Below are 26,466 nucleotides of genomic sequence, written 5' to 3'. Positions count from 1 at the left end.
GTTTTAAACTGTATATATTTTTTTATTACATTCCGGATGCTGCACTGCTTGCGAAACTGGCAGCAAATATGGCAATACCAATAAAAAACAAGATGTACATCGAAATACACACTATGGCAACTATCCCTAAAAACTTATGGTGTGATTTTAAGTTAACCAAAGCATTGCACAATAAATCACTGTTACTGCTATCAATCGCGTCTTTAATTCCTTTTGAATATTTGTACAAATAATAAATAGGGAAGAAATAAACTAATGCCAGGACAATATATACAACTGCTATAACTCCTTTCATGGCACCGAGCATTCCGCCCATCATACCGCCACCCATTACGGGTGCTTCTGTTGGCATAGCAGACATTGCGACCGACATGAATAGGCCCACCAGCAACATAAATCCGATGCCGATAAAACCGAGAATTGATAAAAACATAGTCCATTTAGCACTTACTCTAAGGGCATCAACAGCTTGATCATTTAACGTTAAATTGTTTTGGTTTTCCATAAATATAAAGGTTGGTTGGTTAAAAGGTTACTGATTAGTTTTCAAACTGCTTTAAGGTTTTGATAATGATCGAAACACAATCCAATAATTGCTCTTCATTCATAACCAAAGGCGGTGCAAAACGAATAATATTACCATGAGTGGGTTTGGCCAATAAACCGTTATCACGTAAAGCCATACAGATATTCCAGGCGGTATCACTTTCTTCGGTATCATTAATCACTACAGCATTAAGTAATCCTTTACCACGAACCAACGTAGCAATATTGGACGTTTCAATATACTTAGCCAATTCAGAACGGAAAAGTTTACCTAAACGTCTTGCATTTACGGCCAATTTTTCCTCAGTTACTACATCCAAAGCAGCAATAGCTACTGCCGCAGCGATAGGATTACCGCCAAAAGTAGAACCGTGTTGTCCCGGTTTAATTACATTCATAATAGCATCATTAGCCAATACAGCCGATACCGGATAAGCGCCACCTGACAAAGCTTTTCCTAAAATTAAAATATCCGGGGCAACATATGTGGGTTGTTTTTCACATTGTTTTTCGCAACTACAATTACCGCAAACGGCTAATAACGAACCGGTACGAGCAATTCCGGTTTGAACCTCATCGGCTATAAACAATACGTTATTGTCTTCACACAATGATTTGGCTTTAGCCAGATACCCTTCACTTGGTACATAAACACCGGCCTCTCCTTGTATAGGTTCTACCAAGAATCCGGCAATATTTTTAGACGACTTGATGGCTTTTTCCAACGCCTCGATATCATCGTAAGGTATTCTTATAAATCCTGCAGTATACGGACCAAAGTTTTTACGGGCATTTTCATCATTGGAAAACGAAATGATAGTAGTCGTTCTTCCGTGGAAGTTGCCTTCACAAACAATGATTTGCGCTTCATTTTCGGAGATGCCTTTCTTTTCGTAAGCCCATTTTCTACACAATTTCAAAGCGGTTTCTACAGCTTCGGCACCGGTATTCATCGGCAATACTTTGTCAAAACCAAAATACTTAGTGATATACTCTTCGTAAACGCCTAATTTATCATTGTAAAAAGCACGCGACGTTAAGGTTAACGTTTGCGCCTGCGCTGTCATAGCTCCCACAATTTTAGGGTGACAATGACCCTGATTCACGGCCGAATAAGCCGAAAGGAAATCATAATATTTTTTACCTTCTACATCCCAAACATATACGCCTTCTCCTCTGTTGAGTACAACCGGTAAAGGGTGATAATTGTGGGCTCCATACTTGTTTTCTAATGCAATGGCATCGGTTGAAGTTACTTTTTCTAAAACTGACATTGTAATTGAATTTTTAATCTGCTCTCACTACAGATTACTTTATTAAATCGCCATTCCTTCTTGTGGAGAGAAATCATCCATGTTGTACAAAAGTAAAATTTAATTGCGAATTACGAATTATGAATTACGAATTGTTAGTCCGTAATGTTGATATAGTTACACAACTTTAATTGCAAAATCATAACTTTTAACCTGAACTACATTTTCCTTAACCTCAGCTTATACTATTTATATTCGTAATTCGTAATTCGTAATTCGTAACTCGTAATTCGTAATTATTTCTTAATCCGTTCAAGGATATCATTCATCATCTCAATTTGTACTTTCTGAATTTCAATCAGCTCCTGTTGTTGGTGCATGATAAGATGGTCTAATTTTTCATCCAGCATTCTAATTTCAAGTTCTGATTTCAAATTAATCATATAATCTTTTTTAGCTCTTTCGCGGTCCTTTTCTTCCTGACGGTTTTGACTCATCATAATCACCGGTGCCTGAAGCGCTGCAACACAAGAAAGTATCAGATTCAGTAAAATAAAGGGATAAGGATCAAAGCCTTTGTTCAAGAGTAAAACAACATTAGAAGCTATCCATAAGGAGATAAAAACAAAAAACGAAATAATAAAGGTCCAGCTTCCGCCAAAATCAGCTACTTTATCAGCAACCACCTGCCCTACCGTTCGGGTGTCTTCCTCTTCCTCTACTTTAGAAACAAAGGATTTATCAGTCCCCAAAGATTTCATAACGTTTTTGTGCAAATCTGTAAGCTCTCCCACTTCCGATTGCAAAAAGGCCGCTATATATTTCTCCCGATAAACATTGAGTTCACTACCGGCAATACAGCCGTTGACATCAAAATCAGGATAGTCTTTTTTGATTAAATTAAAAATAGCCGAGCGTATTGACTTGCCCCAAACTCTATCGCTTTCCGGAAAATCAGCACCCGAAATTGAACTTTTAAAAGTGGTTTTGGTTCCCATACTTTAGTAGATTTTTGCTAATTTACAATTAAATAGCGCTGTTCTAAAGTCGCTCCTGAAACATTTTCAACAAAGTATTCACCGTATTCCAATTGCGGGTGGTCGACATCACGTTCATGTTTTTCTCAATCCATTTGTTGTCTAATCGGGTTTTGGCCGGTGAAATGTCATATTTCAAATAAATGCGCTTGCCGTCCAACTGTATTTCGTCGGGTTTAATAAAGTTCAGATTGAGCTGGGTAATCATATTATCGGGCAGTTCCGAAGAAATAAAAGACACATACAGCTTTTTCAAATCAACCCCTTCCTCGTTCAAAAACCCATTGCGGTCTAAACAGGCCTGCAAGTCTTCCTGACCAATAACAATCACCGGAACATCATGACCAAACTGTTTAAAAATTTCCTGCTTGATGTCGAAACCAACCTTACCCGGACTCTCCTCTTCGGTATCCACAAACACATTCCCCGATTGGATATAGGTTACCACATTGGTAAAACCAATACCCTCTAAGGCCTTTTTCAAAGCAACCATATTAATCATTTTATGTCCCGAAACGTTGATGCCGCGAAGAAGGGCTAAGTGGGTTTTCATACACTAGTATTTAGTTCTAAAGATAATAAAATATTTTTGGTTGGGGAATTGGAAGGAACTATTGCGCGAAACCGCTGTTATGTGCAGATTTTATTCTCCACAATGCAAGTAGTTTTTTAAAGCTAAATTCCATGATTCCTGGCTGTTAAATCCATCAACCAGACCGTTTCCATTATTATCAGTAAATGCTTGAATTCCGTGCTGAACCATGTATTTTGGGTGATATTTTGGAATTCCAACTTGTTGAATTGTTTGGCAAATATTACTTAATTCTTTAGAGCCTGATTTAAGTTCTTTTTTTAAACTATCCATCAAATTGGTTTTGTCGTTTTCGTCAATATTTTCCAAAATACTCATTTGGAGAACCATTAAAGCTTGATGTGCACTTTTATCTTTAACTCTAAAAGTGTCATATTTTCCATATACTCCTGCAATAGCAAATAGGCGAGCAGCCTTTTCAAATTGTTTTAATTCAATGCACTTTCCCATTCCAGTTAGAATATCTGCAGGGTTATTTTCGTTTGTAACTTCGGATAAATCAATGCATCCACAAGGTTTTGGAGATTCTAAGTTTCCTTTTGCTTCAATCGAAATGTTCTGCTGAGCATTTGTAAAATTAATTCCAAATGTGAGTAGTGTAATGATAAAAAGGTTCTTCATTGTAAAGGGTTTAAATTTGCACTTAACGTACCGCGGCTTCGCGTCAGTGGCGGGAAGGTTAGCGGTTAGTTGTAAAGATATGTAAATTTCCTCTCGATTTTCCGTTTAAGGAAAATCGATTGCAACTATTGCGTGAAACCGCTGTTAGCGGTAGGCATTTATTGAATTTTTATTAGATACTCTGTAACAGTAAATATTTTTTCGATGAAAACAATAGCAAGCAGTACAAAACCGGTAAAATAGAATAATGAACAAGCAATTCGAATTATCGGTTTAGAGTAGTTTAGAGTATCATGAACAAACCAAAAATCAGTTTTATGTCCACCCCAAATGGTACGCGTTATTATATCTTCGATGCCAGCTTCATTTTTCAGATGTGCAAAAGTGTATTTTTGTAATAATTCAATTAAATTTCCTTGAGTCTTCTGTTTGGACATTATTTTAGATAATTGATTATACAGATATGCTCCTCCTTTTCCAGATTTATCAAAATCTTCAAAAGATTCGAATTTTGAAACAATTTCAGGGCAAAAAATTCCATATAAAAGAGTTCCTAGTGAAATAGACAATGTACTGTAATATAACAATAGCCATGAAATTGGTATTTCAAAGTGTATTTGATACTTCTCAATTAATTGCGCAATTATTGGTAATAAAAAGAATATTACAAAAGCAGATCTTAAAAGTTTAATTTTTCCGACTTGATTAATTGTCGTCCAGTTCAAAAAATATGCTCGATAATTTTTTTCCATGTCTTTATATGTTGAGTGTGTTTATGCTTACCGCTAACGTTTTGGCGCTTGGCGAAGGTGGCGATTTTCACCACAAATGTTGATGCGGAGAACCAAACTTTGGAGAACCCCAAAACCGTCTGCGGAGAACTGAACCGCCACTTTTGCCAAACGCCTGTTATAGCCAGTTTTTCTTTCTGTCAGCATGGTTTCCGTCCAAAATTTATTCCACCACGCTCGTCCAAAGTTAACACTTGTCCGTGCACGTATTTGGGTTGTTGTCTTACAATTTGTTCAAGACCATATGACTTCAAAGTTATTTGTCCTTGTTGTAACTCGATTGTCCATTCGTAAACAAACTTATTTTTCTCTTGCTCTATTTTGCTTTTTAAATAAAGGTCAGCTATTTCCATTAAGTCAAGACAACCACCATCTGTTTTGAAGTCAATATGCAAGTCAAAACACTCTTTAAAAATTAGAGTACATGGAGCAACCCAAAATGTAAATGTCTGTGCTGGAGGAATTGGATGAACCCATTTAAAAATGTAGTCTAAGTCGAGCAAGAAGTCTGCTGTCCAATTATCTTTGCTTTTCTCAATTGTCAGCCCATAAATGTTTGCGTCATGCCAACCCATTTCTTCAAAGTCGTCATGTGTCCAGATACTTTTGTCAAGTTTATATATTTCTGTTTGTTCTTTCATTTTCGGTCGTCCTAAAATTGGCTATAACTCATTAATACCCGAACAACCATTAGTCATTCACTTAACTCTATTTAAGAGCCGGTATAAATTAGTCATTGTAATTTTCCCAAATATACAAATTTCCTACAACAACTGTTAAATTTCGATGCTTTTCATAGGTCCTCAATTGTCTTTTTTAAATTTCTCTAGATTGCCTCTAGATTGCCTCTAGATTGCCTCTAGATTGCTTCTAGATTGCTTCTAGATTGCCTCTAGAGTGCGGCAAGAGTGCCACACATTGCCATAAAGGCAGTTTCTATAGTGCCATAAACCGTTTTTTCACCCCAAAAAGGCATAGATTCATCTCCCCTCACCCACCTACAAAATCCAAAATAAAATTGTAATTCCTAATTCCTAATCCCTAATCCCTAATTCGTAATTCGTAATTCATAATTCGTAATTAAATTCTATTTTTGCGCCATGGGAAGAAAAGTAACCAACAAAGTCATATTTGAAAACATAACGGTTTTAGATGCCGGTGCCAAAGGCGTATCGGTAGCCAAAGCCCCCGAAGGTCAAGTCATCTTTATCCCCAACGTCGTACCTGGCGATGTGGTGGATGTACAAACCCTCAAGAAAAGAAAAGCCTACTTTGAAGGCAAAGCCATTAAATTCCACCAGTATTCTGCCGACAGGGTTGACCCGGTTTGTCAGCATTTCGGGGCTTGTGGCGGCTGCAAATGGCAAAACATGAACTACGACAAACAGTTGTTCTATAAAAACCAAGAGGTATTCAACAACCTTAAACGCATCGGTAAAATTGAGTTGCCCACCTTTGAGCCCATCTTAGGTTCAGCCAAACAATTCTTTTACCGAAACAAAATGGAGTTCGGTTTCTCCGACACCCGTTGGATGACCGATGCCGAAATACAATCAGGAGTCGAATTTGGCAATAAAAATGCCTTAGGCTTTCACATTCCGCGTATGTGGGACAAAATCTTAGACATTGAAAAATGCCATTTGCAAGAAGACCCTTCGAATGCCATTCGCAACGAAATCAAACACTTTGCTACTGACAACAACATAGAGTTCTTCAACGCTCGTCATCATACCGGCCTATTGCGTACGCTGATGATTCGTACCGCCTCTACCGGAGAAATAATGGTGCTGTTGCAGTTTTACAAAGAAGACAAAGCCCAACGCGAACTGTTGCTGAACCATATTTACGAGAAGTTTCCGCAAATTACCTCTTTGCAATATGTGATTAACGGCAAAGCCAATGATACGCTTTACGACCAAGACATCAAACTGTTCAAAGGCCGAGAGTATATCTTAGAAGAAATGGAAGGCTTGCATTTTAGCATTAACGCCAAATCGTTCTACCAAACCAATTCGGACCAAGCTTACGAACTATACAAAATCACTCGTGAATTTGCCGGACTTACCGGTAACGAAGTGGTATATGATTTATACACCGGCACCGGAACCATTGCGCAATTTGTTTCCAAACAAGCTCAAAAAGTGATTGGTGTAGAAGCCGTTCCTGAAGCTATTGCAGATGCTAAAGAAAATGCCAAGCGCAACAGCATCACCAACTGTGAGTTCTATGTAGGCGATATGAAGAATGTTTTCAATGACGACTTCATTGCACAACATGGCCAACCCGATGTCATCATCACCGACCCACCGCGTGACGGGATGCACAAAGATGTAGTGGAACAAATCCTGAAAATAGCGCCTGAGAAAGTGGTTTATGTAAGCTGCAACAGCGCTACCCAAGCCCGTGACTTAGCTTTGATGGACGAACATTACAAGGTAACCCGCGTACGACCGGTAGATATGTTTCCGCAAACGCATCATGTTGAAAATGTTGTACTTTTGGAGAAAAGATAATTAATTACGAGTCACGAATTACGAGTTACGAGTTGTGTTATGAAGAAAATACTGTTACTGTTATTAATTGCTGTTTCGTTCTCCGGTTGTGAGAAGGATGACATCTGTACCGAGGACACTACCCCGCGTTTGGTTTTAGAGTTTTATGACAGTTCTAATCCGGCCAACGTTAAAAATGTAGTGAACCTGAAAGTCAAAGGCGAAGGAGCGCTTAATGACCTAGACCTTGATGTTTTTAATGCAGAAAGTAAGATTAAGTTACCGCTTGACCCCACTAAAAACTCAGTCAAATACAGCTTGATTATGAACAGCACCAGCACTTCGGCTAATGAAGATTTTCTGGAATTTAATTATACCACCCAAACCGTTTATGTGTCCAGAGCTTGTGGCTATAAAGTCGTTTATCAGCTCAATGCTGATGATGGTGTAGTGCAAAGCAACGCGGCCTCACCTGATGTTCCTTGGGTTCAAAACTTAACTATTCAAACCAACGCTATTACCTCTGAAAATGAAACACATATCAAAATTTACTTTTAGTATACTCTTGGTGTTGCTTTCGTTGACAGGCAAGGCTCAAGAAAAGAATACTACGCAAAAAGATAGCATAAAGAAGGACAGTATCGCTCCCAAAAAAGAGCGCTACGGATTACGAGTGGGAGTTGATTTATTCAAACTAACGCGTTCCTTTTACGAAAAAGACTATCGCGGTTTAGAGCTCGTGGGCGATTACCGTTTGACCAGAAGACATTACTTGGCTGCTGAAATTGGGAATGAAGACAAAACCGTTGACGACGACCGCGTAAACTTTACCACCAAAGGAACTTATATCAAAGCCGGTTTTGATTACAACACCTATCAAAATTGGGGCAACATGGAAAACATGATTTATGTGGGCTTACGCTATGGTGTCAGTAGTTTTAGTCAAACATTGAACAGCTATAAAATTTATAACCCGTATCCTTACTTTGGTGAAGCAACAGAAGTCCCGTCAGGAGATAAATTCAATGGATTATCCGCACAATGGATAGAAGTAGTAGCGGGGGTAAAAGCTCAGGTTTTCAATAACTTTTATGTGGGCTTCAGCTTTCGTTTAAACCGCCTGATGTCACAAAAGAAACCCGATACTTTTGACAACCTGTACATTCCGGGCTTCAACCGAACGTATAATGGTAATTTCGGCGTAGGCTTCAACTATACCGTTTCGTATTTCCTTCCGTTATACAAATCAACGGTAAAAGCAAAAAAGACAGAGAAGAAGAAGTAACAATTACGAATTAGAAATTATGAATTAGGAATGGATAATGTTGATTAGTAACTCTTATATATTCTTATCAACTGAAACTCGTAATTCGTAATTCATAATTCGTAATTATTTAACCTCCTTCACTCCTTTCAGGAATATCCATTTCACAAACAGCTTCTCCCCATCTTTGGTTTTAACGGCTTGGAACTTTGGTCCGGCCAACGTTAACACCACAAAAGCGGTAACCGGTACCCAAAACCCTGTAAGGCTTGTATAGCGTTGTAAAATAAAGATTAATGGCACAAACAACACCACAAACGAAAGTAAGTTGTATAGAAAAGCTTTGATTTGTTTAGACATGGTATAATTGATTTTGGTGACCAAAGATAAGCAAATTACCAAATCCGAAAATAACCGTAGCACCAAAGATTCTCCCTCAGCTTTTTTGATTAAATTTGGATACTGTTTAAGGCATACAAATCCCAAATGACGCATCATGAAAACACTGAACCAACTCATGCAGGACATTATACAACTGACTACAGTAATTGAAACACATTATCCTGAGCTGTATAAGTATTTGAGCGAAACTCCTATGGCCTTGGGCGAAGCTACCGAAAAAAAGATCAGCACCACCGATTTAGCGCAATACTTGGAAACACTAAAATCGCAACTGCAACATCACATGGATACCCACACTAATGGTAAAAAATAAACCAAACATAACAACACTGAAGTATATCGCCACCGGGTATTTTATGCTCATTGCCGCCTTGAGTCTGGCAGAAACCCTATGGAATTCAAAAGCCTTTGCTTGGCGCGATATAGTACTTTTAGCTATAGCTTCCCTCCCCTTACTGGTCAATAAACGATTATTTTACTTGGGGTATGGCATCCTGATTAGTTTGATCACCCTAACCATATTGATTGCTTATATTGCCATGCACAACTATAGTCAACCGGACGATTCTTTAGCTTACTTTCTACTGGGTTGCTTGGTGCATGCTTTATCTTTGAGTTGTGCCTTAACATTGATTTATGTCGGAACCTATTCAGCCGAAAAGAACCGATTCCTATTGTTTTAAAAAGAGTATGATTACACTACAAACCCTCGAAAATACGAGCATTGATACTATCCTAAGTACTTTTAATTTAGCGTTTTCCGATTATGTGGTCCCGATGCGGATTACCAAAGAACAATTGCTTCATAAAATCAATGCCGAAAACATACGGTTAGACTATTCCGTTGGCGCTTTTGAGGATAATGAATTAATCGCATTCATCTTGCATGGTTACACTATCAATAACAACAAACACCTGATTTACAATGGCGGAACCGGTGTTATTCCTTCCAAAAGAGGCAACAAACTCACCGCTTTACTATACGACTACCTGCTACCGAAACTTCGTGAAAAACAAATAGATTCCGTTACATTGGAAGTGATTACCACTAATAAACCGGCCATCGTTACTTATGAAAAAACAGGCTTTAAAACGATTCGGACTTTAGATTGCTTCAAAGGCACTATCCAACAAAAAGTTATGCTCGGCACTGCTGATATCCAAGTGATGAATAGTTTAGATTGGAAACAGTTAACCGCCTTTTGGGACTGGCAACCCTCTTGGCAAAATGCCGCTCCCGCTATCGAAAAAAGTAAAACCGATTTAGTTTCCTTAGGTATTTATCAAAATAAGGAGCTCTGCGGGTATTTAATTTTTAATCCGAAAAGCAACCGTATTCAACAATTTGCCATTGCTAAAACCCATCGAAATAAAGGACTGGCCGGTCAATTGATTGGTTTCATTGCCGCCAACTATACTCCTGAAGTTTCGATGATTAACATAGATTCTTCTTCAGCAACCACTATCGCCTTTTTACAAAACTCAGGATTCCAAAAAACCGTTTCACAATATGAAATGGAACTGAAACTGTAGACCCTTTTTTTATTTCAGGCAAATTGCTATTTTAGTGGCTTAATACTATTTATATGAAACTACTTGGAATAGGCTCCAGAATCAATCACTCCGAATACGGAAAAGGCGTAGTAACCAATGTATCTTCCAAAGACTATTGGGTAACTTTTATTGACGGCGGATTAGAAACCATAGCCATTGACAGCGAATTTGAAGTAATCGAAGCCGCTGAAAACGAAGTTGACACCATCAGCTTTTATGATGTTGAGCAAAGTTTATTAACTATCCTGAAAAAATGGAATGGCCTGGGAGAACCGGTAGCCATAGCCGACAAATGGAAAGGCGGCAACATGAAACTGGAACCGGGACAAGCGGGGTTGGCCGGAAAAGACGTGCCGATTGATACCTTCTTTCACAAAATTGTAATGCTCCGCGACCGTCTTAGGGTAATGGAACAAAAATCAACGCCAGTAACTTGGAAGAAATTGAAAAAGTAGAACTGCAACAATACATCACGCGTATTTACGGTAGTTTAACCACTTTCAACGTATTGTTCAAATCGCAAAGTGATTATTTTGTAGGCGAAAAAACCAAGTAAACTTTAACCTTATTTTAAACGAATTTCATTGGGCAATTGCGTACATTTATGCTTCTAAAAAATAAGTTCTCATGAAAAAAATAATCTTAGGAATCGCAGCAGTAGGTTTGCTGATATTCAGTTGCAAAAGTTCAAGTACCAATGACAATACTAAAAAGTTGGAGATTACTTTTGAATCAAAAAGCGGTAGTAACGTAAAAGGAAATGCGGTCTTTACCGAAAAAAACGGCGAAGTAACACTTTTGGCCAAGCTCACCGGATTAAAACCGGGCATCCATGCCATCCACATTCATGAAAAAGCTGATTGTTCTGCAGCCGATGCCGCTTCAGCCGGTGGTCATTGGAATCCCACTTTCAAAAAACACGGTAAATGGGGCGATGCTGAACACCACAAAGGCGATATAGGCAACTTTACTGCCGATGTTGACGGAAATGCTACCGTATTATTCAAAACCGATGAGTGGTGTATTGGCTGTGGTGATGCTACCAAAGATATTTTAAACAAAGGACTGATAGTACACGCCAATCCGGATGATTACACTACACAACCTACCGGAAATGCCGGCGGAAGAGTAGCCTGCTCGGCCATCATAAAATAGTTTCGTTTGGAAGAAAAGGAACATTTATACTTCAAAAATGCTCAGGAATGGCGCGAGTGGTTGCACGAAAATCATCACACTTCAACCGGAGTTTATTTAATCTTTTATCGGGTTGACAGTACGTACGAAAGCATGCGCTGGGAAGAAGCGGTTCAGGTGGCTATTTGTTACGGCTGGATAGATTCTACCGTCAAAAGATTAGACGACGAACGAAGACGCCAAATGTTTACCCCTCGTAAAGACAAAAGTGTTTGGAGCAAACTCAACAAAACCTATATAGAAAAACTGATTGCCGAGAACTTAATGCACGAAAGTGGCTTGCGTAAAATTGAGCTGGCCAAGCAAAACGGTTCATGGGAATCTTTAGACCATGTAGAAGATTTAATTGTACCGAAAGATTTGGAAGCTGCTTTTAAGAAGAATAAAACGGCTTTTGACAACTACAACAACTTTAGTAAAACCTACCGGAAAAGCTATTTGTATTGGCTCAATCAAGCCAAGCGGGAAGAAACCCGAGCCAACCGAATCATTGAAATAGTCAGCCTTTGTGAGCAAAATATAAAAGCACGGGGCACGTTTTAAATTTGATAACGCTTCGGTTACACAATCATCACAAAAATGATTTAGTTTTGCAGAACCAAATTAGGAGCTAATGATTAACCCATCAGTACACGGTTGGATCGATAAATACTTTGCAGAACAGCAACCTTTGCCTCAGACTTTCCCTAGTGATGAGTTGGCATTCTATAGCCAAACCCGCGCTACCGGATTTATATTTGGGCACATCATCAGCTTTGACACACCAAAACCTATAGCTCAACAAGATTGGCTGCCGGAAGAGATTTCAAAACTGGGCATGTTGAATACTTTGTTTCAAATGTACCGTTTGACAAGGCAAAACAATGATTTCGGGCACTTTATTAATGAAACCGTAGCCTTTTATAATCTGTTAACCCCAAAAGGATTTAATCCGTTGCAGAAAATGTTGGCCAGCAGTTCACCCGCCAGTAAACTGGAGAAAATCATACACGAAAGAGTCCAAACCAACGAAGATTTATTCAGCAAGAATTTTTCGCATGTGATCACCAATGCGCTGCTGTTTATTGATGTGTTGGCTTTCAAGCAATATTTGGATAAAGGGGCTTTACCTGAAAAGTATTTCAACCGAATTGAAGATAGTGTCATCAGTGTGATTTCGCTTTCGCTAAAAACCAAAACCGGTATTTCGGCTCACGATGATTTGTTGCTGAAACTATTTGAATCTTCCGTTAGGTATAATAAGTTCAGTCCGACAACCATTCCCAACATAGAGGCGTTGGATTTAAGTTATTTGCAAAATGATTTGGAAAAATTCTACATCATCGATTTGGCCGGCATCAGTTTGTGGAGCGATGAGCAAGTGGAAAATGAAGAACGGTATTTTCTATATAAACTAGGAGAAAAACTAGGTATAGCAGATACATTTGTCTTAGACAGTATTACTTTTGTCAATACTTTTATTTCTAAATACAAAGCGGAAATTCCTTATTTCAACAACTCTAATCCGGTTAAAACGTTTTACGATCAAACTACCGATAGTGTGGTGGTGCTAATCAAAAGAAACAAAAACCGCTTCTTGAAAGAAATCACCGAGAGCAAAGAACTGATGCAACTTTTGGCCAAATCAACCCATAAAGATTTAGATAAAGACGAGAAGAAAAAAATCAAAAAGCAATTGCTCGATATATGTAAAACCGTTCCTTCCTTGACCATTTTTCTTTTACCGGGCGGGAGTTTATTGCTACCTATCTTGATAAAATTTATCCCCAAAATGCTGCCGTCAGCCTTCAACGAAAACGCAGAATAAGCATAAAAAAAGTCGCCTTAAAGCGACTTTTTTCTTTTCCTTTCCATCTTAATCGTGGAGAATTTCTTTTAAAAACTCTACTTCCCCGGTTTCTACATCATAATAACCGCCTACAAAACCAACTTCTCCGTTATTAAACATTTCTCTTAAGACATCGCTGCGTTTTAAGATTTCATCCATAGAATGAATTACGTTAAAATGCGCCACTTCTTCAACAAATTCAGACGACGATTCATCTGTTTTTCCTTGAGCTGAAACTTCGTGTATAGCCGGTTTTATTTTATCCAAAAGTCCGGTAAGATGCCCCAGTTGTACATTACTGCAAGCTCCTTTAATAGCACCGCATTTGCTGTGTCCTAAGACAACCACTAATTTTGAACCGGCTACTTTACAAGCAAATTCCATACTGCCTATGATATCATCGTTCAGTATGTTTCCGGCAACTCTCACGCTAAAAATATCACCCAAACCTTGATCAAAAATAAGCTCAGCAGAAGTTCTCGAATCAATACAACTTAAGATAATGGCAAAAGGCCACTGCCCATTTTTGGTATCATTTACCTGCTCTAATAGGTTACGGTTTACTTTTAAATTACTCATAAAGCGTTTGTTTCCTTCTTTTAAAAATTGAAGGGCTTTGTATGGAGTTAAGGAGGATTGTGTTTCTAATGTATGTGCTTTCATAGTTCTTTTATTTTATTTGTGTTCAACAAAAACGTGTTTTTCTTCTTCGCCGGAATTCACTAAATCATATGATTTTTTGAACCCTACTAATTTAACTTTTATATTTTCTTCTTTGGCTCTGATTTTTTTGAATTCCTTAATTAAATCCAATACATCATGAGCGATATACACCGTGTCATCGGCATTAATAATTACTTTGGAATTCTCCGGAATTGAGTTGAGCGTGGCCTTAATGGCAGCTTTGTTTAAAAAAGAAACTTCTTGTGCCAAATCGATGTGAATGACATCACCATCCTGATATTCTTCTTTTCGGAATAAATAAGCACGTTTCATATTTCCTTTCAGTACAAAAATAACACTGATTATCATTCCGAGTGCAACTCCTTTAAGCAAATCGGTAAAAACTACGGCTACAAAAGTAGCGATAAAGGGAATGAACTGATACTTTCCTTTTTCCCAAAAATGTTTGATAGTCTTGGGATTTGCCAACTTATAGCCTACTAATAATAACACAGCGGCCAGCGTTGCCAAAGGTATTTTGTTAAGTATAACCGGAATAGTCAAAACACTGATCAGCAATAAAAGCCCATGAATGATAGTAGACATTTTCGACTTGGCTCCTGCCGTATTGTTGGCCGTAGTTCTTACCACTACCGAAGTCATCGGTAAGCCTCCTAAAAGAGCGCTAATCATGTTACCGATACCTTGGGCTTTCAACTCCACATTGGTATCTGTATAGCGTTTTTGCGCGTCCATTCTGTCGGCTGCTTCAATACATAAGAGTGTTTCGATAGAGGCTACAACTGCTATCGTAATGGCTACTATCCATACTTTGGCATTACCAATTGCTCCAAAATCAGGCATTATTATTATTGCCTTAAATTCCTCGAGCGAAGTAGGAACCGGTAAGCTCACCAAATGATTTTTAGTAATGGCTAAATTACTTCCTGATTGAATAAAAAACTCATTGAGTAGTACACTCACAATAACTGCTACTAAAGCTGCCGGGACTAATTTTAGCTTCTTTAAAAACTCAATTTTTGTCCAAGCAATTAGAATAAATAATGAAATAATGGTAATAATTATAGAGCCTAATTGAATATGGTGCACTACCGAAAATAACTCCGAGAATGTATTCTCACCATCGGGTTGTAAAAACCCCATGTCGCCTTCATAATCAGGATCATAGCCAAAAGCATGAGGGATTTGTTTAAGAAAAATAATAACCCCTATACCTGCTAACATTCCTTCTATAACATTGGTGGGAAAATAATTGGATATGGAACCCGCCTTGATAAATCCTAATGCCAGCTGTATTAATCCCGCCAAAAGAACAGCAAGTAAAAATATATTAAATGCACCAAGATCTGTTATCGCGGTTAATACTATTGCTGTTAAGCCCGCAGCAGGACCGGAAACGCTTAGATGAGACTGACTGAGATAGCCAACTACAATTCCGCCAATTATTCCGGATATAATCCCGGAAAATAAAGGAGCGCCACTCGCCAAGGCAATGCCAAGACATAAAGGTAACGCCACTAGGAAAACCACTAAACCTGATGCAAAATCAGCTTTAAGGTTCGCCAAAAGATTGATTTTTTTTGTCATACCTATAAATTAATTAAATACATAATGACTCTGTAAAGACAGAGTTTTGAATCATCAGATGTATTAAATCAATTCGGGTGGTGGTGAAAAAATGGTTGAAAAAACATTATCGTGTTTAGATAAGTTTTCAAAAGTAATTTTAGAATTCTTTTGTTGACTCCAATCGAAGAATACAATGGGAGTATCTACATTTAAATTGGCTTTAATCTCTTTTACATTCTTATGAATTTCTTCTTCAGAAAAATTATAGAAAACAGAAATATCAGTGTTCTTTTCAATCAAAGTCACTATGGTTGGTGTTGAAAGAAAAGTAACGAACAAGAGTAATAGCAATCTTGATACCTGTTTCATGCCGCAAAAATAGTGATTCATTAGGTGAATAAATAGCTATTATAAAAAATTTAACAACTGATTACTATAAAGTAAATTGATAGGTTTTATATTTGTATCAAATTTTACTATAAATGACTATTACTCAACTTAAATATGTTTTGGCCGTGGCCGAGCATAAAAATTTTACACTGGCAGCTGAGAAGTGTTTTGTGACACAACCCACCTTGAGCATGCAAATTCAGAAAATAGAAGAAGAATTAGAGATTCAGATTTTTGACCGAACCAAAAAACCGATTCAGCTTACGGAAATCGGACAAAAAATTGTGAATCAGTCTAAGAATATAGTTAATGAAGCTGATAGAATTCAAGATATCGTTGACCAACAGAAAGGGTTTATCGGTGGTGAATTCCGCCTAGGTATCATTCCTACCGTGATGCCAACATTGTTGCCAATGTTCTTAAACAATTTTATTAAAAAATACCCCAAAGTGAAATTGGTTATTGAAGAGTTGAACACCAATGACATTATTGAAAAATTAAAAAACGGGCATTTGGATGCGGCTATAGCGGCTACACCATTGGAAGAAGAAAAAATAAAGGAAATCGTTTTGTATTTCGAACCTTTTGTAGCTTACATTCCGGAAAACAATACTGCTTACAACAAAAAAGAAATCGAAATAGATGATTTAAATATTGATGAGATTTTGTTGCTGCAGGATGGACATTGCTTCCGAGATGGTATACTGAACTTGTGCAAAAATCAGAATCAGAATGAGAAAAACCATTTTCAAATTGAAAGCGGAAGTTTTGAAACCTTGATTAAATTAGCTGATGAAGGATTAGGAATAACGCTCCTTCCCTATTTGCACACTTTAAATTTAAGCGAAAAAGATCAACTGAAATTAAAACATTTTGCCGAACCGAAACCGGCGCGTGAAGTGAGTTTAATTTTTCCTAAAAACGAATTAAAAATTCACATTATTGATGCTTTAAGAAGTACCATTTCAGGAGTTATCAAAGGAGCGATTGCGTTTCAGAATGTACAAATTATCAGTCCGCTGCAAAAAAAATAAGGAGCTGTTGCACCAACTCCTTATTTTCTTTCTGTTAACTAACTACAGATAAACATTGCTTCAGCTCCGGATGTTCGGTTGTGAAATATTGAAGCCATTTTTTTAATTGTTCAACCTCATAAGGCAGTAAATTTTTTACTGCTTTTTTTAATTCTTTAGCAAAAAGAATCGGGTCGAAGCTCACTCTTTCGAGTACCGATTTTGTGTAATCATAAATCATTCTAGGCATAGTGGTTAAGATTTGGGGTTATCTTAGTGTAAGAACGTTTAGTAAATGTAAAACAAAAAAAGTTTTATCACAATGATTTTTATAAAAAAACATCGTTTATTCACGATTTTAATCGTTGAAATGCACTATTTAATATTTTTTTAAGGTTTTAACTTACTAATTTATTTTTATCTAAGTACTCATAAAGCCAATTTTGCAATTCGGGCTTGTCAGCCGTAAAATAAAATAACCAGTTAATTAAATTTTCTTGTTCGTGAGGCATCAAAGTTTTTGACGCTCTTACCAATTCCTTCACAAAATGTGACTTATTGTGACTTCCTTTTATAATGCAGGATTTTGTATAATCATAAAGCATTCGTCCCATGATTTCTCCGTTTTAAAAGTTAATACGACTATATATACGTAAAACAATTACGAACAAAATTTCCCTGCCAATAAAATAAAAAAAGGAACCGTTTAAGTTCCTTTTAGTTTTATTAATTATTAATACGCAACATACAATGCTGCAATTCCGGCTTTTCTTTGGTAAATTGTAAAAGCCAAGATGTTAATTCTTCTAATTCGTAAGGCAATAACACCTTACAGGCTTTTTCAAGCTCTTTGGTAAAAAGAGAGACATCAAAACTTACTCTTTTCAATACAGACTTAGTGAAGTCTAACATTGATTTAGACATAAAAAGTAATTAGATTAAGTTAAAATAATTAAGTAAGAACGAATTTGGTTTCTCAAAAATAAAGAATATCCTTTTTGGCTCAATCAAATTTAAAGTTAAAAATAACAATGTAAAATGTTAAAGTTTGGCAACAGCTTTAGTAGCGCGCAACATCTCTCTTTTGCCGGGAGCACCGGGCAGCTTTTCTACAGAAAAACCTGCTGATAGCATCGCATTTTTAATGGAAGTTCGACAAGCATAAGTAACCAAGACTCCGTTTGATTTTAAAGCTCGAAACATTTGAGCAAAAATGGCCTCCGACCATAATTCAGGTTGCACCCGAAAGCCGAAAGCATCAAAGTAAATCAAATCAAAAGCATTCTCATCGTTAATATCCTGAAAAAACTGCTTACGCTTGGTTAGCGTGAAATCTTGAGAGATGGTATTTTTTTCTTCCCAGTGATGCTGATGGATTTGCTCAAAAACAGCACTTTCATCAGCTTCAATCGTATGGGCATAATTCATTTGCAATGCTTCTTCCATTGGAATTGGATACGCCTCTACTCCAACATAGTCAATAGTTTGATTCTTTTTTTTGGCCTCTAAATAGGTAATAAAACAATTGAGTCCGGTGCCGAAACCTATTTCCAAAATAGAAATGGGTCTTCCTCCGAAAAGAGAAAACCCATTTTTAATGAATACATGATATGCTTCCTGAATAGCTCCGTGTTTAGAATGATAACTTTCATTCCATTCCGGCAAATGAATGGTAGTCGAACCATCATCGGTGGTGATGATTTCGCGTTTCAAAACTTATTCAATATAAAGTTTCTTAATCCTCGGAATCGGGCCACCACATTTTTGTTGGTGACATTGAATACAAGCATCAACTCCATCATTAAAATGCTCCTTTGCATTCTTTGGATCTTTATAAATCAATTCCTGAGCTTTGATAAACTTAGCGGCTTGTTCTTTAAAAAAAGCATCATTATCAGAATCATCAGTCATCACGGCTTTGTGGATTTTGAGAAAATGTTGCGGAAACTGACCAATCGTATCGCCTTTTTTAATGCGCTCTTTCAATCGTTGATTATCCACATACATTTGTTCCATCAAAGCAGCCATTTCAGACATCTGGTACATTTCCAACTTTTTGCCGGAACCTGAGGAGCATTGCTTTTCTTCTTTTTTAACCTCTTTTTTAACCTCTTTTTTTTCTTCTTTCTTTTGGCAAGAAAATAAGCTTATCGTTAAAACAACCAGGAATAATTTTTTCATGTTATGGCCTAATTATTTTTTGATATAAACCCCATCCGCAGTAAAGGAATAAGTAACTTCGGGTTTAGTGATTTTGGCAATCTCAGCGGCCGATTTTCCACCATCTTTGGCGTAATGTTTTAACTCATCAACCGAAACTACGTCTACAAAAGCTTTCCCATTCACAATAGCGTCACTGTTGTCAGCATTAAGCGGAACAAAGAATCCGTAATCTTTAAATTTCACGAATGAATCATCATCACCGGCTAGTTCCATTTTCATCCAACAGCCTTTCTTTTTACAAACGGCTTTAATATTAGATTGAAATTGTACTGTAATAGTATCGCCTTTTTTAAGGGTTTTGTATTTTTTAAGCATTTGATCTTTGGTCAAAATCTTGCTCACTTTAAATTTTTCGCCAAATAAAGCGTAGTCTTTGCTGTCAAATTTCTTTGCGGCTTTAGTGGCTGATTGTGCCATTGCGCCTACACTAACGAACATTGCCAGAGCAAATAAGATAGTTTTTATAGTCTTCATAAGTTTAGTTTTTATAATTGAGTTACAAATGTAAACAGATTAACAAATTCACATAATATATTAACAATTAATTTTCCGAATTCTTGTGAAATTAGTTGGTCTCAACAAGCTGAAATTAGGATTTCGGAAAAAGTTTTCAATATTTTTTGGCGATGCAAAAGACAAACATATTTTTATTAGTTTTACAAAAAACTAACAACACAACACTAATTTTCAAGAAACAGTAGTAAAAAATTGATTATCAATTTATTATACTTTTCTCTTGACAAAAACCAAACCTAAATGATGTTAAAAAATACTTCCGAAATCGATATAGTTAGAGTTCCCTCTTCTAAAATTAACGAAGTCGATTTTGAAAACCTTGCCTTCGGAAATGTATTTACAGATCACATGTTAGTGTGTGATTTCAAAGAAGGACAATGGCAAAAGCCAATCATCAAACCTTACGAACCTTTCCTGATTGATCCTTCGGCAAAAGTTTTTCATTACGGCCAAGCCATATTTGAAGGTATGAAAGCTTACAAAGATGAAAACGAGGAGGTGTGGCTTTTCAGACCGGATCAAAATCTAGATCGTTTCAATAAATCAGCCGTAAGAATGGCCATGCCCGAAGTCCCGGAATCTATTTTCATTGACGGCCTAAAAACCATCGTTGATTTAGAAAGAAACTGGGTGAAAAAAGGATTAGGCAATACATTATACATAAGACCTTTTATGATTGCCATTGGTTCGGGCGTTATCGCTCAGCCTTCAACACAATACCGTTTTATGATTATCCTTTCGCCGGCCCGTGCCTATTATTCGGGTGAAGTTAAGGTGATTATTGCCGAACATTACAGTAGAGCAGCCAATGGAGGAATTGGTGCTGCCAAAGCCGCCGGAAATTATTCTGCTCAGTTTTATCCGCAAAAGTTAGCACAGGAACAAGGTTTTCAACAAATCATTTGGACCGATGACGCCACGCATACCAAACTGGAAGAAGCCGGAACCATGAATGTCTTTTTCCGAATCAACGATACCTTATTTACTGCACCTGTTAGTGAAAGAATTCTGGATGGTGTTACCCGTAAAAGCTTAATCGAATTGGCGAAACGCGAAGGTATCAAAGTAGAAGAACGTTCGGTTTTAGTAGATGAGTTGGTGGCCGCCGCCAAAGACGGAAGTTTAAAAGAAATCTTCGGAGCCGGTACGGCCGCTGTGGTAAGCCCTATTGTAGGTTTTCAATACAAAGAAACTTATCATGAATTGCCGAAAACGGAGGACTCTATTGCCTTACAGTTGAAAGAGAAACTAACCAAAATTCAATACAAACTGGCCGAAGATACTTTTGGCTGGACCGTGAAAATCTAAATTGATTACACCAATAAGAATCCTCCTCTCGGAGGATTTTTCGTTTCTATGATAATTGTCATTTTTATTCCGTATGCAGGATGCTACTTTTGACCTTGCAAATTATAAGGAAATGTCAATTTCATTAGTACAAAAATACAATGTTCCAGGGCCAAGATACACCAGTTATCCTACGGTTCCCTATTGGGACGAAAGCACTTTCACCTCTAAAAAATGGCAAAAAACATTTATCAAGAGTTTTCAAGAAAGTAATACAACGGAAGGCATTAGCCTCTACATTCATTTACCCTTTTGCGAAAGCCTATGCACGTTTTGTGGGTGTCACAAACGCATTACAAAACGACATGAGGTAGAGAATCCTTATATTGAAGCGGTTTTGAAAGAATGGCAACTGTATTGTGCGTTGTTTCCCGAAAAACCAATTATTCGTGAAATTCACTTAGGCGGTGGGACACCAACCTTTTTTTCTCCGGAAAATTTAAAACGATTAATTACCGGAATTTTAAGTCTGTCGGAAAAAGCAAAACAGTATGAATTCAGTTTTGAAGGTCATCCTAACAATACAACTCGTGCTCATTTGCAGCAATTATACGATTTAGGTTTTCGCCGAGTGAGTTTCGGAGTTCAGGATTATTCAGAAAAGGTGCAAACCGCTATTCATCGTATTCAGCCTTTTCATAATGTTGCTAAAGTAACCTTTTGGGCCAGAGAGATAGGCTATACTTCCATCTCTCATGATTTGGTGTTTGGATTGCCATTTCAAACCTTAGCTAACGTAATCGATACCATAGACAAAACCAATTCACTGGCTCCGGATCGATTAGCTTTTTACAGTTATGCCCATGTTCCGTGGATAAAAGGCAATGGACAACGAGGTTTCAAAGATGAAGATGTGCCCAAAGATGAGGCAAAACGGGAATTGTATGAAATCGGAAAAGAGCTGTTGGCTCAAAAAGGATATCACGAAATTGGCATGGATCATTTTGCTTTGGCCAATGACAGCATGTTTGATGCTTTTAAAGAAGGAAAACTACACCGTAATTTCATGGGATACACCGCTTCCAAAACACAATTGATGATTGGGTTGGGAGTATCTTCCATCAGCGACAGTTGGTACGCATTTGCTCAAAATGAAAAAGAACTGGAAACCTACTATGCACGATTAGCACAAAACGAATTACCGGTTTTCAGAGGTCATGTCTTGTCGGACGAAGATTTAATTATTCGCCAGCATATCTTAAACCTGATGTGTCGTTTCGTCACTACTTGGGAAAATGATTCTTTTTACAGCAAAGTACTGCTTCCCGAAATTTTATCTCATATGGAGGAACTGGAAAGTGATGGTTTAATAGAAATTACTTCGAACTCATTAACGGTAACAGAAAAAGGCAAACCCTTTGTGCGCAACATTTGTATGGCCTTTGACTTGCGTTTAAAAAGAAAATCTCCAAAAACACAATTGTTTTCCATGACGGTTTAAGCACTTTTCAGTACCTTTAATTTTGCTTCTAAAACCAGTCACAATTGGATTATCTCGTTTATTTTATACTGCTGGCACTCTTAGCCGAAGTCCTTGGGACGGTTGGTGGTTTTGGCTCATCTTTGTTTTTTATTCCGATAGCCAGTTACTTTTTGGACTTTCATTCTGTGCTGGGTGTTACCGCCATGTTTCATGTACTAAGTAATGTGACCAAAATTAGTTTTTTTCATAAAGGCTTTGATAAAAAACTGATTGTCAGCCTGGGCGTTCCGGCCGTTGTGTTTGTTATTCTTGGTGCTTATTTAAGTCAATTCATTGCCACTAAGTGGTTGGAAATGGGCTTAGCAGTCTTCTTAATCCTCTTAAGCTTAACGTTCCTCATTTTTAAAAACATCGTGATTCAACCCACTACCTTAAACAGTGTTAGCGGCGGCATAGCTTCAGGGTTTATTGCCGGAATTCTGGGAACCGGTGGTGCCATCAGAGGTATAACTTTGGCGGCTTTTAATTTAAAAATGGAAGTTTTCATAGCTACTTCCGCCATTATTGATTTGGCTATTGACAGCAGCAGAACTGTCGTTTACGGATTGAATGGTTATATCCACAAAGATGATTTGTATCTGATTCCGATATTGTTGGTCGTAAGCATCATTGGCACTTTTATCGGAAAAAAAATACTGAATAAAATATCCGAAGAACAATTCAAAAAAACAGTATTGGTATTGATTTTAATTACCGGAATTATAACGGCCATCCGGGTTATCCAAACAATTTGACACAAAAAAACCACGCCAGTAACGTGGTTTTTTTCCAATTAATTCTAACTATTTATTCAAATAAGAATAAATTTCATCTTTCATGAATAACAATTTGGCTTTTAATTCGTGAACAAAGGTATCATTGGCCAGCTCTGAACCCATATTTATACGGTGAATTTGATGCTCAATTTCGTGGTATTCATCAAACAGTTTTCTGAAATGCTCATTCGAAATCTTAAGCTCGTGAATTTTATCCTTATGTTCCGGGAATTCGTGTAATAAATCGTGTTTTTCCATACTATATTATTTTGGTTATTGATTTTTATTTATGGCAATTGGCAACAGCCTGAACGAATAAATGCATGTTACTGGGCGACACATAAGCGATGTCTAAGCCCATGCCTCTCAAGACAAACAGCACTCCTATAACTACGGTAACTAAAGGTACAATTTTTTGGAGTTTGTGGCGAAAAGGCAGCGTTAAAAAATTAGACACATAAACCACAGCGCTCATTAACGGAATCGTTCCTGCTCCGTAAAGCAACATATAAAGCATACTCATACCTACATGCTGCATAGCAATAGCTCCGAACAAAGCGGCATAAACCAATCCGCAAGGCAACAAGCCGTTGAACAACCCAATGGTAAACAAAGCATCCGGCGTTTTTCGTTTGAATTGTTGTCCCAGGCTGCTTTTTACTTTTGAAATGAGTCTATAAATAGGTCTTGAAAAATTATATCGAGCAAAAACCTTTTCAGGTAGTATAGCTATAGTAATCATTAACACTCCTACTACTATTGAAATGTTTTGCTGTATTCCGGCCAAGTACAACCCTTTTCCCAATAGCCCGAAAAGAAATCCAAGTGTAGCATAAGAAGTTAACCTTCCGGCATGATACAACATAATCTGAATTACTTTTTTGGCAGGATTGCTTCTCGAAACCGGTAGCATCATGGCGATAGGGCCACACATACCTACGCAGTGCAAACTGGAGATTAAGCCAAATAATAGTGCAGTGTAAAGCATGACTTACTGAAAATACAATTCTTCTTTGTTCAAATAAGTTTGTCCGTCGTAAGTCCATTCGACAGTAATATCCCAAAGACCGCCCACCAGATTCTTTTTAGGTATGAGCAAATCGGAGTTAGCTAGTGCAATTGGGTTAGCAAAATCTAACTTTTTGTTGGACGGTCTGTAAAGGGATACTTTACCTTTAATTTTCTTATAATCTAAATCTTTTGGAAAGCTTATCATAATACCTTCCGCAGTGTTTCCGATGGTTAGTTTTTGACTTAACGCATTGGCGTTTTGTACACTGTTAATATCATCTTGTACCAAGGCTTCTTTTTTATAATATTCCTCGGTTACTAACTCATTGTCATATTTGCTGTCCGATTGTACACGGAAGACAAAAAACAATATAAAACTCATAAATAATGCAAACGCTATCACGATTGCAGTTCCCCAATTAATTTTGATTCTCATACCTTTTAATTTGTGTTATTCGAAACTTCTCGGCCCAAGGAAATTGGTAGTTTCGGTATCGATTAACTTGTTATCATTGTAAACGTCTAATACTAATTTTGTTTTGTCACTTTCTAAAAGCGCTTCTTTGATTTCAATAAATAGGGTTCCTTCGCTGATTCCTTCTCTTTTTACTTTAAAATAACGCGGTCCTACCATTTTGACTTCGCCTTTTTGATTGACTAATTCGATGTGCACTTTATCAAAGTTTATTGAAGTTTTATTGACAATTTTGAAGGTGTAAATATTGCTGATTTTATCTCCTTTGTGTTGAAACAATTGTCCCGGAAGACGCAATATGGTTGCTTCTACTTCGTTTCTTAAAAACAACATTCCAATGAATACCCCCGTTAATATGGCCAGTATCGCTACATAGCCTTTCATACGGTTGGTGAAAACAAACTTTTCTTTTTTGACAATTTCATCTTCACTGGCGTAGCGAATTAAGCCTTTTGGCAAGCCTACGTTTTCCATCATGCTGTCGCAAACATCAATGCAAGCTGTGCAATTCACACATTCTAGTTGCGTTCCGTGTCTAATATCGATTCCGGTTGGACATACATGCACACACAAACTGCAATCAATACAATCGCCTTTTCCGGAAGCCGCTCGGTCTTCATTTTTATTGAATTTGGCTCTTCCTTTTTCTTTTTCACCCCGCACATGATCGTAGGCAACGTTGATGGATTTGTTATCCAATAAAACCCCTTGCATTCTGCCATAAGGACAAGCAATAATACAGACTTGCTCTCTGAACCAGGCATAGATAAAATAGAATACGGCAGTAAAAATCAATAAAGCAATGAGCGTTGACGTATTATTGGCCGGTCCTTCTTTTATTAGCAGAATTAATTTATCGCTACTGATTAAGTAGGCTAAAAACACATTGGCTATCCAAAACGAAATCACAAAGAAAATGAACCATTTGGTTAATCGTTTTCTAATTTTTTCGGCATTCCATTCTTGTTTGGCTAACCGAATTTGGGCACCACGATCACCATCTATCCAAAATTCAATGCGGCGAAACAGCATTTCCATAAAGATGGTTTGCGGACAAAACCAACCACAAAAGATCCGCCCGAATGCCACTGTAAATAGGGTCAATCCTACCACACCAATAATCATGATGATTACGAAAATGTGGAAATCTTGTGGCCAAAAAGGAAAACCAAATAAGTTAAAACGACGTTCTAACACATTAAACATCATAAACTGATGGTGATTTACCTTTATAAAGGGCGCAGAAAACAGAAACAACAGTAAGAAGTAACTCAACCATTTTCTGCGCTCATATAATTTTCCTTTCGGAATTTTTGGAAAAATCCAAGCTCTTTTGCCTTTGGCATCAATAGTACTTATACTATCTCTGAAACTATCATCTTCGTGCTTGTCGGACATGGTATTGCGTTTTAGTAAAAACGTTTAT

General features: G+C 37.4%; 33 protein-coding genes and 1 pseudogene. 14 read left to right on the top strand and 20 right to left on the bottom strand.

The genetic code is table 11. From position 1 onward, the window contains the following. Positions 1 to 25 precede the first annotated feature (25 nt). From GUU89_RS10545 to GUU89_RS10515, 7 genes are all read right to left on the bottom strand, one after another. Complete coding sequence (locus GUU89_RS10545) at positions 26 to 505, bottom strand: DUF5362 family protein (RefSeq protein WP_162127872.1); 480 nt, start codon at positions 503 to 505, stop codon at positions 26 to 28. A 34-nt stretch (positions 506 to 539) separates the two neighbouring features. Next, entirely contained in the window at positions 540 to 1,820 is a 1,281-nt protein-coding gene (gene rocD, locus GUU89_RS10540) for an ornithine--oxo-acid transaminase (protein WP_162127871.1), read from the bottom strand. A gap of 275 nt (positions 1,821 to 2,095) precedes the next feature. Continuing rightward, positions 2,096 to 2,797 (bottom strand): DUF1003 domain-containing protein, encoded by a 702-nt coding sequence (locus tag GUU89_RS10535; protein WP_162127870.1) that lies wholly within the window; start codon positions 2,795 to 2,797, stop codon positions 2,096 to 2,098. 43 nt (positions 2,798 to 2,840) lie between these two features. Then, on the bottom strand, positions 2,841 to 3,389 hold the full coding sequence (locus GUU89_RS10530) for a DUF1697 domain-containing protein (RefSeq protein ID WP_162127869.1): 549 nt from the start codon (positions 3,387 to 3,389) through the stop codon (positions 2,841 to 2,843). 90 nt (positions 3,390 to 3,479) lie between these two features. After that, positions 3,480 to 4,049 carry a hypothetical protein gene (locus GUU89_RS10525; protein WP_162127868.1) on the bottom strand — a complete coding sequence of 190 codons (570 nt, stop codon included), beginning with the start codon at positions 4,047 to 4,049 and terminating at the stop codon, positions 3,480 to 3,482. Positions 4,050 to 4,207: 158 nt separating this feature from the next. Then, positions 4,208 to 4,801, bottom strand: coding sequence for a hypothetical protein (locus tag GUU89_RS10520; protein WP_162127867.1), 594 nt, complete (start codon positions 4,799 to 4,801; stop codon positions 4,208 to 4,210). A 179-nt stretch (positions 4,802 to 4,980) separates the two neighbouring features. Beyond that, positions 4,981 to 5,481, bottom strand: coding sequence for a hypothetical protein (locus GUU89_RS10515; protein ID WP_162127866.1), 501 nt, complete (start codon positions 5,479 to 5,481; stop codon positions 4,981 to 4,983). Positions 5,482 to 5,940: 459 nt separating this feature from the next. Here GUU89_RS10515 and rlmD point away from each other — a divergent pair, with 459 nt between their 5' ends. From rlmD to GUU89_RS10500, 3 genes are read left to right on the top strand one after another with little or no spacing between them, the layout of a single operon-like run. Further along, positions 5,941 to 7,353: a 23S rRNA (uracil(1939)-C(5))-methyltransferase RlmD gene (rlmD, locus tag GUU89_RS10510; protein ID WP_162127865.1), complete on the top strand. Its 1,413-nt coding sequence runs from the start codon at positions 5,941 to 5,943 to the stop codon at positions 7,351 to 7,353. 39 nt (positions 7,354 to 7,392) lie between these two features. Further along, complete coding sequence (locus tag GUU89_RS10505; protein WP_162127864.1) at positions 7,393 to 7,890, top strand: DUF6452 family protein; 498 nt, start codon at positions 7,393 to 7,395, stop codon at positions 7,888 to 7,890. Further along, positions 7,862 to 8,617 carry a DUF6048 family protein gene (locus GUU89_RS10500; protein WP_162127863.1) on the top strand — a complete coding sequence of 252 codons (756 nt, stop codon included), beginning with the start codon at positions 7,862 to 7,864 and terminating at the stop codon, positions 8,615 to 8,617. Before GUU89_RS10505 ends, GUU89_RS10500 begins: the two co-directional genes overlap by 29 nt. Before the next feature lie 105 nt (positions 8,618 to 8,722). Here the strand turns inward: GUU89_RS10500 and GUU89_RS10495 are convergent, their stop codons facing one another. Next, entirely contained in the window at positions 8,723 to 8,956 is a 234-nt protein-coding gene (locus GUU89_RS10495) for a hypothetical protein (protein ID WP_162127862.1), read from the bottom strand. A gap of 136 nt (positions 8,957 to 9,092) precedes the next feature. On the opposite strand from GUU89_RS10495, the gene GUU89_RS10490 reads away from it, so the two are divergent. From GUU89_RS10490 to GUU89_RS10460, 7 genes and pseudogenes are all read left to right on the top strand, one after another. Next, positions 9,093 to 9,311 (top strand): hypothetical protein, encoded by a 219-nt coding sequence (locus GUU89_RS10490; protein ID WP_162127861.1) that lies wholly within the window; start codon positions 9,093 to 9,095, stop codon positions 9,309 to 9,311. Next, positions 9,298 to 9,681 (top strand): hypothetical protein, encoded by a 384-nt coding sequence (locus tag GUU89_RS10485; RefSeq protein ID WP_162127860.1) that lies wholly within the window; start codon positions 9,298 to 9,300, stop codon positions 9,679 to 9,681. The genes GUU89_RS10490 and GUU89_RS10485 overlap by 14 nt, the downstream gene beginning before the upstream one ends. Positions 9,682 to 9,688: 7 nt before the next feature. Further along, positions 9,689 to 10,531 (top strand): GNAT family N-acetyltransferase, encoded by an 843-nt coding sequence (locus tag GUU89_RS10480; RefSeq protein WP_162127859.1) that lies wholly within the window; start codon positions 9,689 to 9,691, stop codon positions 10,529 to 10,531. 53 nt (positions 10,532 to 10,584) lie between these two features. Beyond that, positions 10,585 to 11,108 (top strand): annotated as a pseudogene (locus GUU89_RS10475) (hypothetical protein). Positions 11,109 to 11,179: 71 nt separating this feature from the next. Then, a complete protein-coding gene (locus tag GUU89_RS10470; RefSeq protein WP_162127858.1) occupies positions 11,180 to 11,707 on the top strand; it encodes a superoxide dismutase family protein in 528 nt (175 codons plus the stop codon). A gap of 6 nt (positions 11,708 to 11,713) precedes the next feature. Then, complete coding sequence (locus GUU89_RS10465; RefSeq protein ID WP_162127857.1) at positions 11,714 to 12,289, top strand: YdeI/OmpD-associated family protein; 576 nt, start codon at positions 11,714 to 11,716, stop codon at positions 12,287 to 12,289. 70 nt (positions 12,290 to 12,359) lie between these two features. Continuing rightward, positions 12,360 to 13,553: an LETM1-related biofilm-associated protein gene (locus tag GUU89_RS10460; RefSeq protein ID WP_162127856.1), complete on the top strand. Its 1,194-nt coding sequence runs from the start codon at positions 12,360 to 12,362 to the stop codon at positions 13,551 to 13,553. A 48-nt stretch (positions 13,554 to 13,601) separates the two neighbouring features. Here GUU89_RS10460 and GUU89_RS10455 read toward each other — a convergent pair whose 3' ends face one another. The 3 genes from GUU89_RS10455 to GUU89_RS10445 all read right to left on the bottom strand — a co-directional run bounded on the left by GUU89_RS10455 (position 13,602) and on the right by GUU89_RS10445 (position 16,217). After that, positions 13,602 to 14,237 carry a carbonic anhydrase family protein gene (locus GUU89_RS10455; protein ID WP_162127855.1) on the bottom strand — a complete coding sequence of 212 codons (636 nt, stop codon included), beginning with the start codon at positions 14,235 to 14,237 and terminating at the stop codon, positions 13,602 to 13,604. Between the two features lie 12 nt (positions 14,238 to 14,249). Beyond that, positions 14,250 to 15,845: a SulP family inorganic anion transporter gene (locus GUU89_RS10450; protein WP_162127854.1), complete on the bottom strand. Its 1,596-nt coding sequence runs from the start codon at positions 15,843 to 15,845 to the stop codon at positions 14,250 to 14,252. A 63-nt stretch (positions 15,846 to 15,908) separates the two neighbouring features. Further along, positions 15,909 to 16,217 carry a hypothetical protein gene (locus tag GUU89_RS10445; protein WP_162127853.1) on the bottom strand — a complete coding sequence of 103 codons (309 nt, stop codon included), beginning with the start codon at positions 16,215 to 16,217 and terminating at the stop codon, positions 15,909 to 15,911. 92 nt (positions 16,218 to 16,309) lie between these two features. Between GUU89_RS10445 and GUU89_RS10440 the strand changes: the two genes are divergently transcribed. Next, on the top strand, positions 16,310 to 17,251 hold the full coding sequence (locus tag GUU89_RS10440) for a LysR substrate-binding domain-containing protein (RefSeq protein ID WP_162127852.1): 942 nt from the start codon (positions 16,310 to 16,312) through the stop codon (positions 17,249 to 17,251). 34 nt (positions 17,252 to 17,285) lie between these two features. On the opposite strand, the gene GUU89_RS10435 is transcribed toward GUU89_RS10440, so the two are convergent. The 5 genes from GUU89_RS10435 to GUU89_RS10415 all read right to left on the bottom strand — a co-directional run bounded on the left by GUU89_RS10435 (position 17,286) and on the right by GUU89_RS10415 (position 19,927). After that, on the bottom strand, positions 17,286 to 17,480 hold the full coding sequence (locus GUU89_RS10435; protein WP_162127851.1) for a hypothetical protein: 195 nt from the start codon (positions 17,478 to 17,480) through the stop codon (positions 17,286 to 17,288). A gap of 476 nt (positions 17,481 to 17,956) precedes the next feature. After that, positions 17,957 to 18,154 (bottom strand): hypothetical protein, encoded by a 198-nt coding sequence (locus GUU89_RS10430; RefSeq protein WP_162127850.1) that lies wholly within the window; start codon positions 18,152 to 18,154, stop codon positions 17,957 to 17,959. 117 nt (positions 18,155 to 18,271) lie between these two features. Continuing rightward, entirely contained in the window at positions 18,272 to 18,943 is a 672-nt protein-coding gene (gene mnmD, locus GUU89_RS10425) for a tRNA (5-methylaminomethyl-2-thiouridine)(34)-methyltransferase MnmD (RefSeq protein ID WP_162127849.1), read from the bottom strand. Between the two features lie 3 nt (positions 18,944 to 18,946). Then, positions 18,947 to 19,411: a hypothetical protein gene (locus GUU89_RS10420; RefSeq protein ID WP_162127848.1), complete on the bottom strand. Its 465-nt coding sequence runs from the start codon at positions 19,409 to 19,411 to the stop codon at positions 18,947 to 18,949. A gap of 12 nt (positions 19,412 to 19,423) precedes the next feature. Next, on the bottom strand, positions 19,424 to 19,927 hold the full coding sequence (locus GUU89_RS10415) for a DUF4920 domain-containing protein (protein ID WP_162127847.1): 504 nt from the start codon (positions 19,925 to 19,927) through the stop codon (positions 19,424 to 19,426). Positions 19,928 to 20,209: 282 nt separating this feature from the next. Here GUU89_RS10415 and GUU89_RS10410 point away from each other — a divergent pair, with 282 nt between their 5' ends. From GUU89_RS10410 to GUU89_RS10400, 3 genes are all read left to right on the top strand, one after another. After that, positions 20,210 to 21,277: a branched-chain amino acid aminotransferase gene (locus tag GUU89_RS10410; RefSeq protein WP_162127846.1), complete on the top strand. Its 1,068-nt coding sequence runs from the start codon at positions 20,210 to 20,212 to the stop codon at positions 21,275 to 21,277. Between the two features lie 112 nt (positions 21,278 to 21,389). Then, positions 21,390 to 22,757 (top strand): oxygen-independent coproporphyrinogen III oxidase, encoded by a 1,368-nt coding sequence (gene hemN / locus GUU89_RS10405; protein ID WP_162127845.1) that lies wholly within the window; start codon positions 21,390 to 21,392, stop codon positions 22,755 to 22,757. A gap of 44 nt (positions 22,758 to 22,801) precedes the next feature. Further along, positions 22,802 to 23,533 carry a sulfite exporter TauE/SafE family protein gene (locus GUU89_RS10400; protein ID WP_162127844.1) on the top strand — a complete coding sequence of 244 codons (732 nt, stop codon included), beginning with the start codon at positions 22,802 to 22,804 and terminating at the stop codon, positions 23,531 to 23,533. Positions 23,534 to 23,581: 48 nt separating this feature from the next. Here the strand turns inward: GUU89_RS10400 and GUU89_RS10395 are convergent, their stop codons facing one another. From GUU89_RS10395 to ccoG, 4 genes are read right to left on the bottom strand one after another with little or no spacing between them, the layout of a single operon-like run. Then, positions 23,582 to 23,812: a YdcH family protein gene (locus tag GUU89_RS10395; protein ID WP_162127843.1), complete on the bottom strand. Its 231-nt coding sequence runs from the start codon at positions 23,810 to 23,812 to the stop codon at positions 23,582 to 23,584. Between the two features lie 25 nt (positions 23,813 to 23,837). Then, a complete protein-coding gene (locus tag GUU89_RS10390; protein WP_162127842.1) occupies positions 23,838 to 24,542 on the bottom strand; it encodes a sulfite exporter TauE/SafE family protein in 705 nt (234 codons plus the stop codon). Between the two features lie 3 nt (positions 24,543 to 24,545). After that, positions 24,546 to 25,001, bottom strand: coding sequence for a FixH family protein (locus tag GUU89_RS10385; RefSeq protein WP_317163885.1), 456 nt, complete (start codon positions 24,999 to 25,001; stop codon positions 24,546 to 24,548). Positions 25,002 to 25,016: 15 nt separating this feature from the next. Next, positions 25,017 to 26,438, bottom strand: a complete 1,422-nt coding sequence (ccoG, locus tag GUU89_RS10380) for a cytochrome c oxidase accessory protein CcoG (protein WP_162127841.1) — start codon at positions 26,436 to 26,438, stop codon at positions 25,017 to 25,019. Positions 26,439 to 26,466 lie beyond the last annotated feature (28 nt).

This window comes from Flavobacterium phycosphaerae (assembly GCF_010119235.1).
In the GTDB taxonomy this organism is placed as follows: Bacteria; Bacteroidota; Bacteroidia; order Flavobacteriales; family Flavobacteriaceae; genus Flavobacterium; species Flavobacterium phycosphaerae.
Note: the sequence above shows the minus strand (reverse complement) of the source record. Positions and strands in the feature narration are given on the sequence as shown.

Excerpts from the sequence above, each read along its gene's own strand:
- GUU89_RS10515 (WP_162127866.1), bottom strand. The coding sequence starts at position 5,481 with ATGAAAGAACAAACAGAAATATATAAACTTGACAAAAGTATCTGGACA.
- GUU89_RS10450 (WP_162127854.1), bottom strand. The coding sequence starts at position 15,845 with ATGACAAAAAAAATCAATCTTTTGGCGAACCTTAAAGCTGATTTTGCA.
- GUU89_RS10440 (WP_162127852.1), top strand. The coding sequence starts at position 16,310 with ATGACTATTACTCAACTTAAATATGTTTTGGCCGTGGCCGAGCATAAA.
- GUU89_RS10430 (WP_162127850.1), bottom strand. The coding sequence starts at position 18,154 with ATGTCTAAATCAATGTTAGACTTCACTAAGTCTGTATTGAAAAGAGTA.
- GUU89_RS10390 (WP_162127842.1), bottom strand. The coding sequence starts at position 24,542 with ATGCTTTACACTGCACTATTATTTGGCTTAATCTCCAGTTTGCACTGC.
- hemN (WP_162127845.1), top strand. The coding sequence starts at position 21,390 with ATGTCAATTTCATTAGTACAAAAATACAATGTTCCAGGGCCAAGATAC.
- GUU89_RS10530 (WP_162127869.1), bottom strand. The coding sequence starts at position 3,389 with ATGAAAACCCACTTAGCCCTTCTTCGCGGCATCAACGTTTCGGGACAT.
- GUU89_RS10545 (WP_162127872.1), bottom strand. The coding sequence starts at position 505 with ATGGAAAACCAAAACAATTTAACGTTAAATGATCAAGCTGTTGATGCC.
- GUU89_RS10455 (WP_162127855.1), bottom strand. The coding sequence starts at position 14,237 with ATGAAAGCACATACATTAGAAACACAATCCTCCTTAACTCCATACAAA.
- GUU89_RS10445 (WP_162127853.1), bottom strand. The coding sequence starts at position 16,217 with ATGAATCACTATTTTTGCGGCATGAAACAGGTATCAAGATTGCTATTA.
- GUU89_RS10525 (WP_162127868.1), bottom strand. The coding sequence starts at position 4,049 with ATGAAGAACCTTTTTATCATTACACTACTCACATTTGGAATTAATTTT.
- GUU89_RS10520 (WP_162127867.1), bottom strand. The coding sequence starts at position 4,801 with ATGGAAAAAAATTATCGAGCATATTTTTTGAACTGGACGACAATTAAT.
- GUU89_RS10410 (WP_162127846.1), top strand. The coding sequence starts at position 20,210 with ATGATGTTAAAAAATACTTCCGAAATCGATATAGTTAGAGTTCCCTCT.
- GUU89_RS10385 (WP_317163885.1), bottom strand. The coding sequence starts at position 25,001 with ATGAGAATCAAAATTAATTGGGGAACTGCAATCGTGATAGCGTTTGCA.
- GUU89_RS10500 (WP_162127863.1), top strand. The coding sequence starts at position 7,862 with ATGAAACACATATCAAAATTTACTTTTAGTATACTCTTGGTGTTGCTT.
- GUU89_RS10495 (WP_162127862.1), bottom strand. The coding sequence starts at position 8,956 with ATGTCTAAACAAATCAAAGCTTTTCTATACAACTTACTTTCGTTTGTG.
- GUU89_RS10535 (WP_162127870.1), bottom strand. The coding sequence starts at position 2,797 with ATGGGAACCAAAACCACTTTTAAAAGTTCAATTTCGGGTGCTGATTTT.
- GUU89_RS10420 (WP_162127848.1), bottom strand. The coding sequence starts at position 19,411 with ATGAAAAAATTATTCCTGGTTGTTTTAACGATAAGCTTATTTTCTTGC.
- GUU89_RS10485 (WP_162127860.1), top strand. The coding sequence starts at position 9,298 with ATGGTAAAAAATAAACCAAACATAACAACACTGAAGTATATCGCCACC.
- GUU89_RS10470 (WP_162127858.1), top strand. The coding sequence starts at position 11,180 with ATGAAAAAAATAATCTTAGGAATCGCAGCAGTAGGTTTGCTGATATTC.
- GUU89_RS10480 (WP_162127859.1), top strand. The coding sequence starts at position 9,689 with ATGATTACACTACAAACCCTCGAAAATACGAGCATTGATACTATCCTA.
- GUU89_RS10415 (WP_162127847.1), bottom strand. The coding sequence starts at position 19,927 with ATGAAGACTATAAAAACTATCTTATTTGCTCTGGCAATGTTCGTTAGT.
- GUU89_RS10435 (WP_162127851.1), bottom strand. The coding sequence starts at position 17,480 with ATGCCTAGAATGATTTATGATTACACAAAATCGGTACTCGAAAGAGTG.
- ccoG (WP_162127841.1), bottom strand. The coding sequence starts at position 26,438 with ATGTCCGACAAGCACGAAGATGATAGTTTCAGAGATAGTATAAGTACT.
- rocD (WP_162127871.1), bottom strand. The coding sequence starts at position 1,820 with ATGTCAGTTTTAGAAAAAGTAACTTCAACCGATGCCATTGCATTAGAA.
- rlmD (WP_162127865.1), top strand. The coding sequence starts at position 5,941 with ATGGGAAGAAAAGTAACCAACAAAGTCATATTTGAAAACATAACGGTT.
- GUU89_RS10395 (WP_162127843.1), bottom strand. The coding sequence starts at position 23,812 with ATGGAAAAACACGATTTATTACACGAATTCCCGGAACATAAGGATAAA.
- GUU89_RS10505 (WP_162127864.1), top strand. The coding sequence starts at position 7,393 with ATGAAGAAAATACTGTTACTGTTATTAATTGCTGTTTCGTTCTCCGGT.
- GUU89_RS10490 (WP_162127861.1), top strand. The coding sequence starts at position 9,093 with ATGAAAACACTGAACCAACTCATGCAGGACATTATACAACTGACTACA.
- GUU89_RS10460 (WP_162127856.1), top strand. The coding sequence starts at position 12,360 with ATGATTAACCCATCAGTACACGGTTGGATCGATAAATACTTTGCAGAA.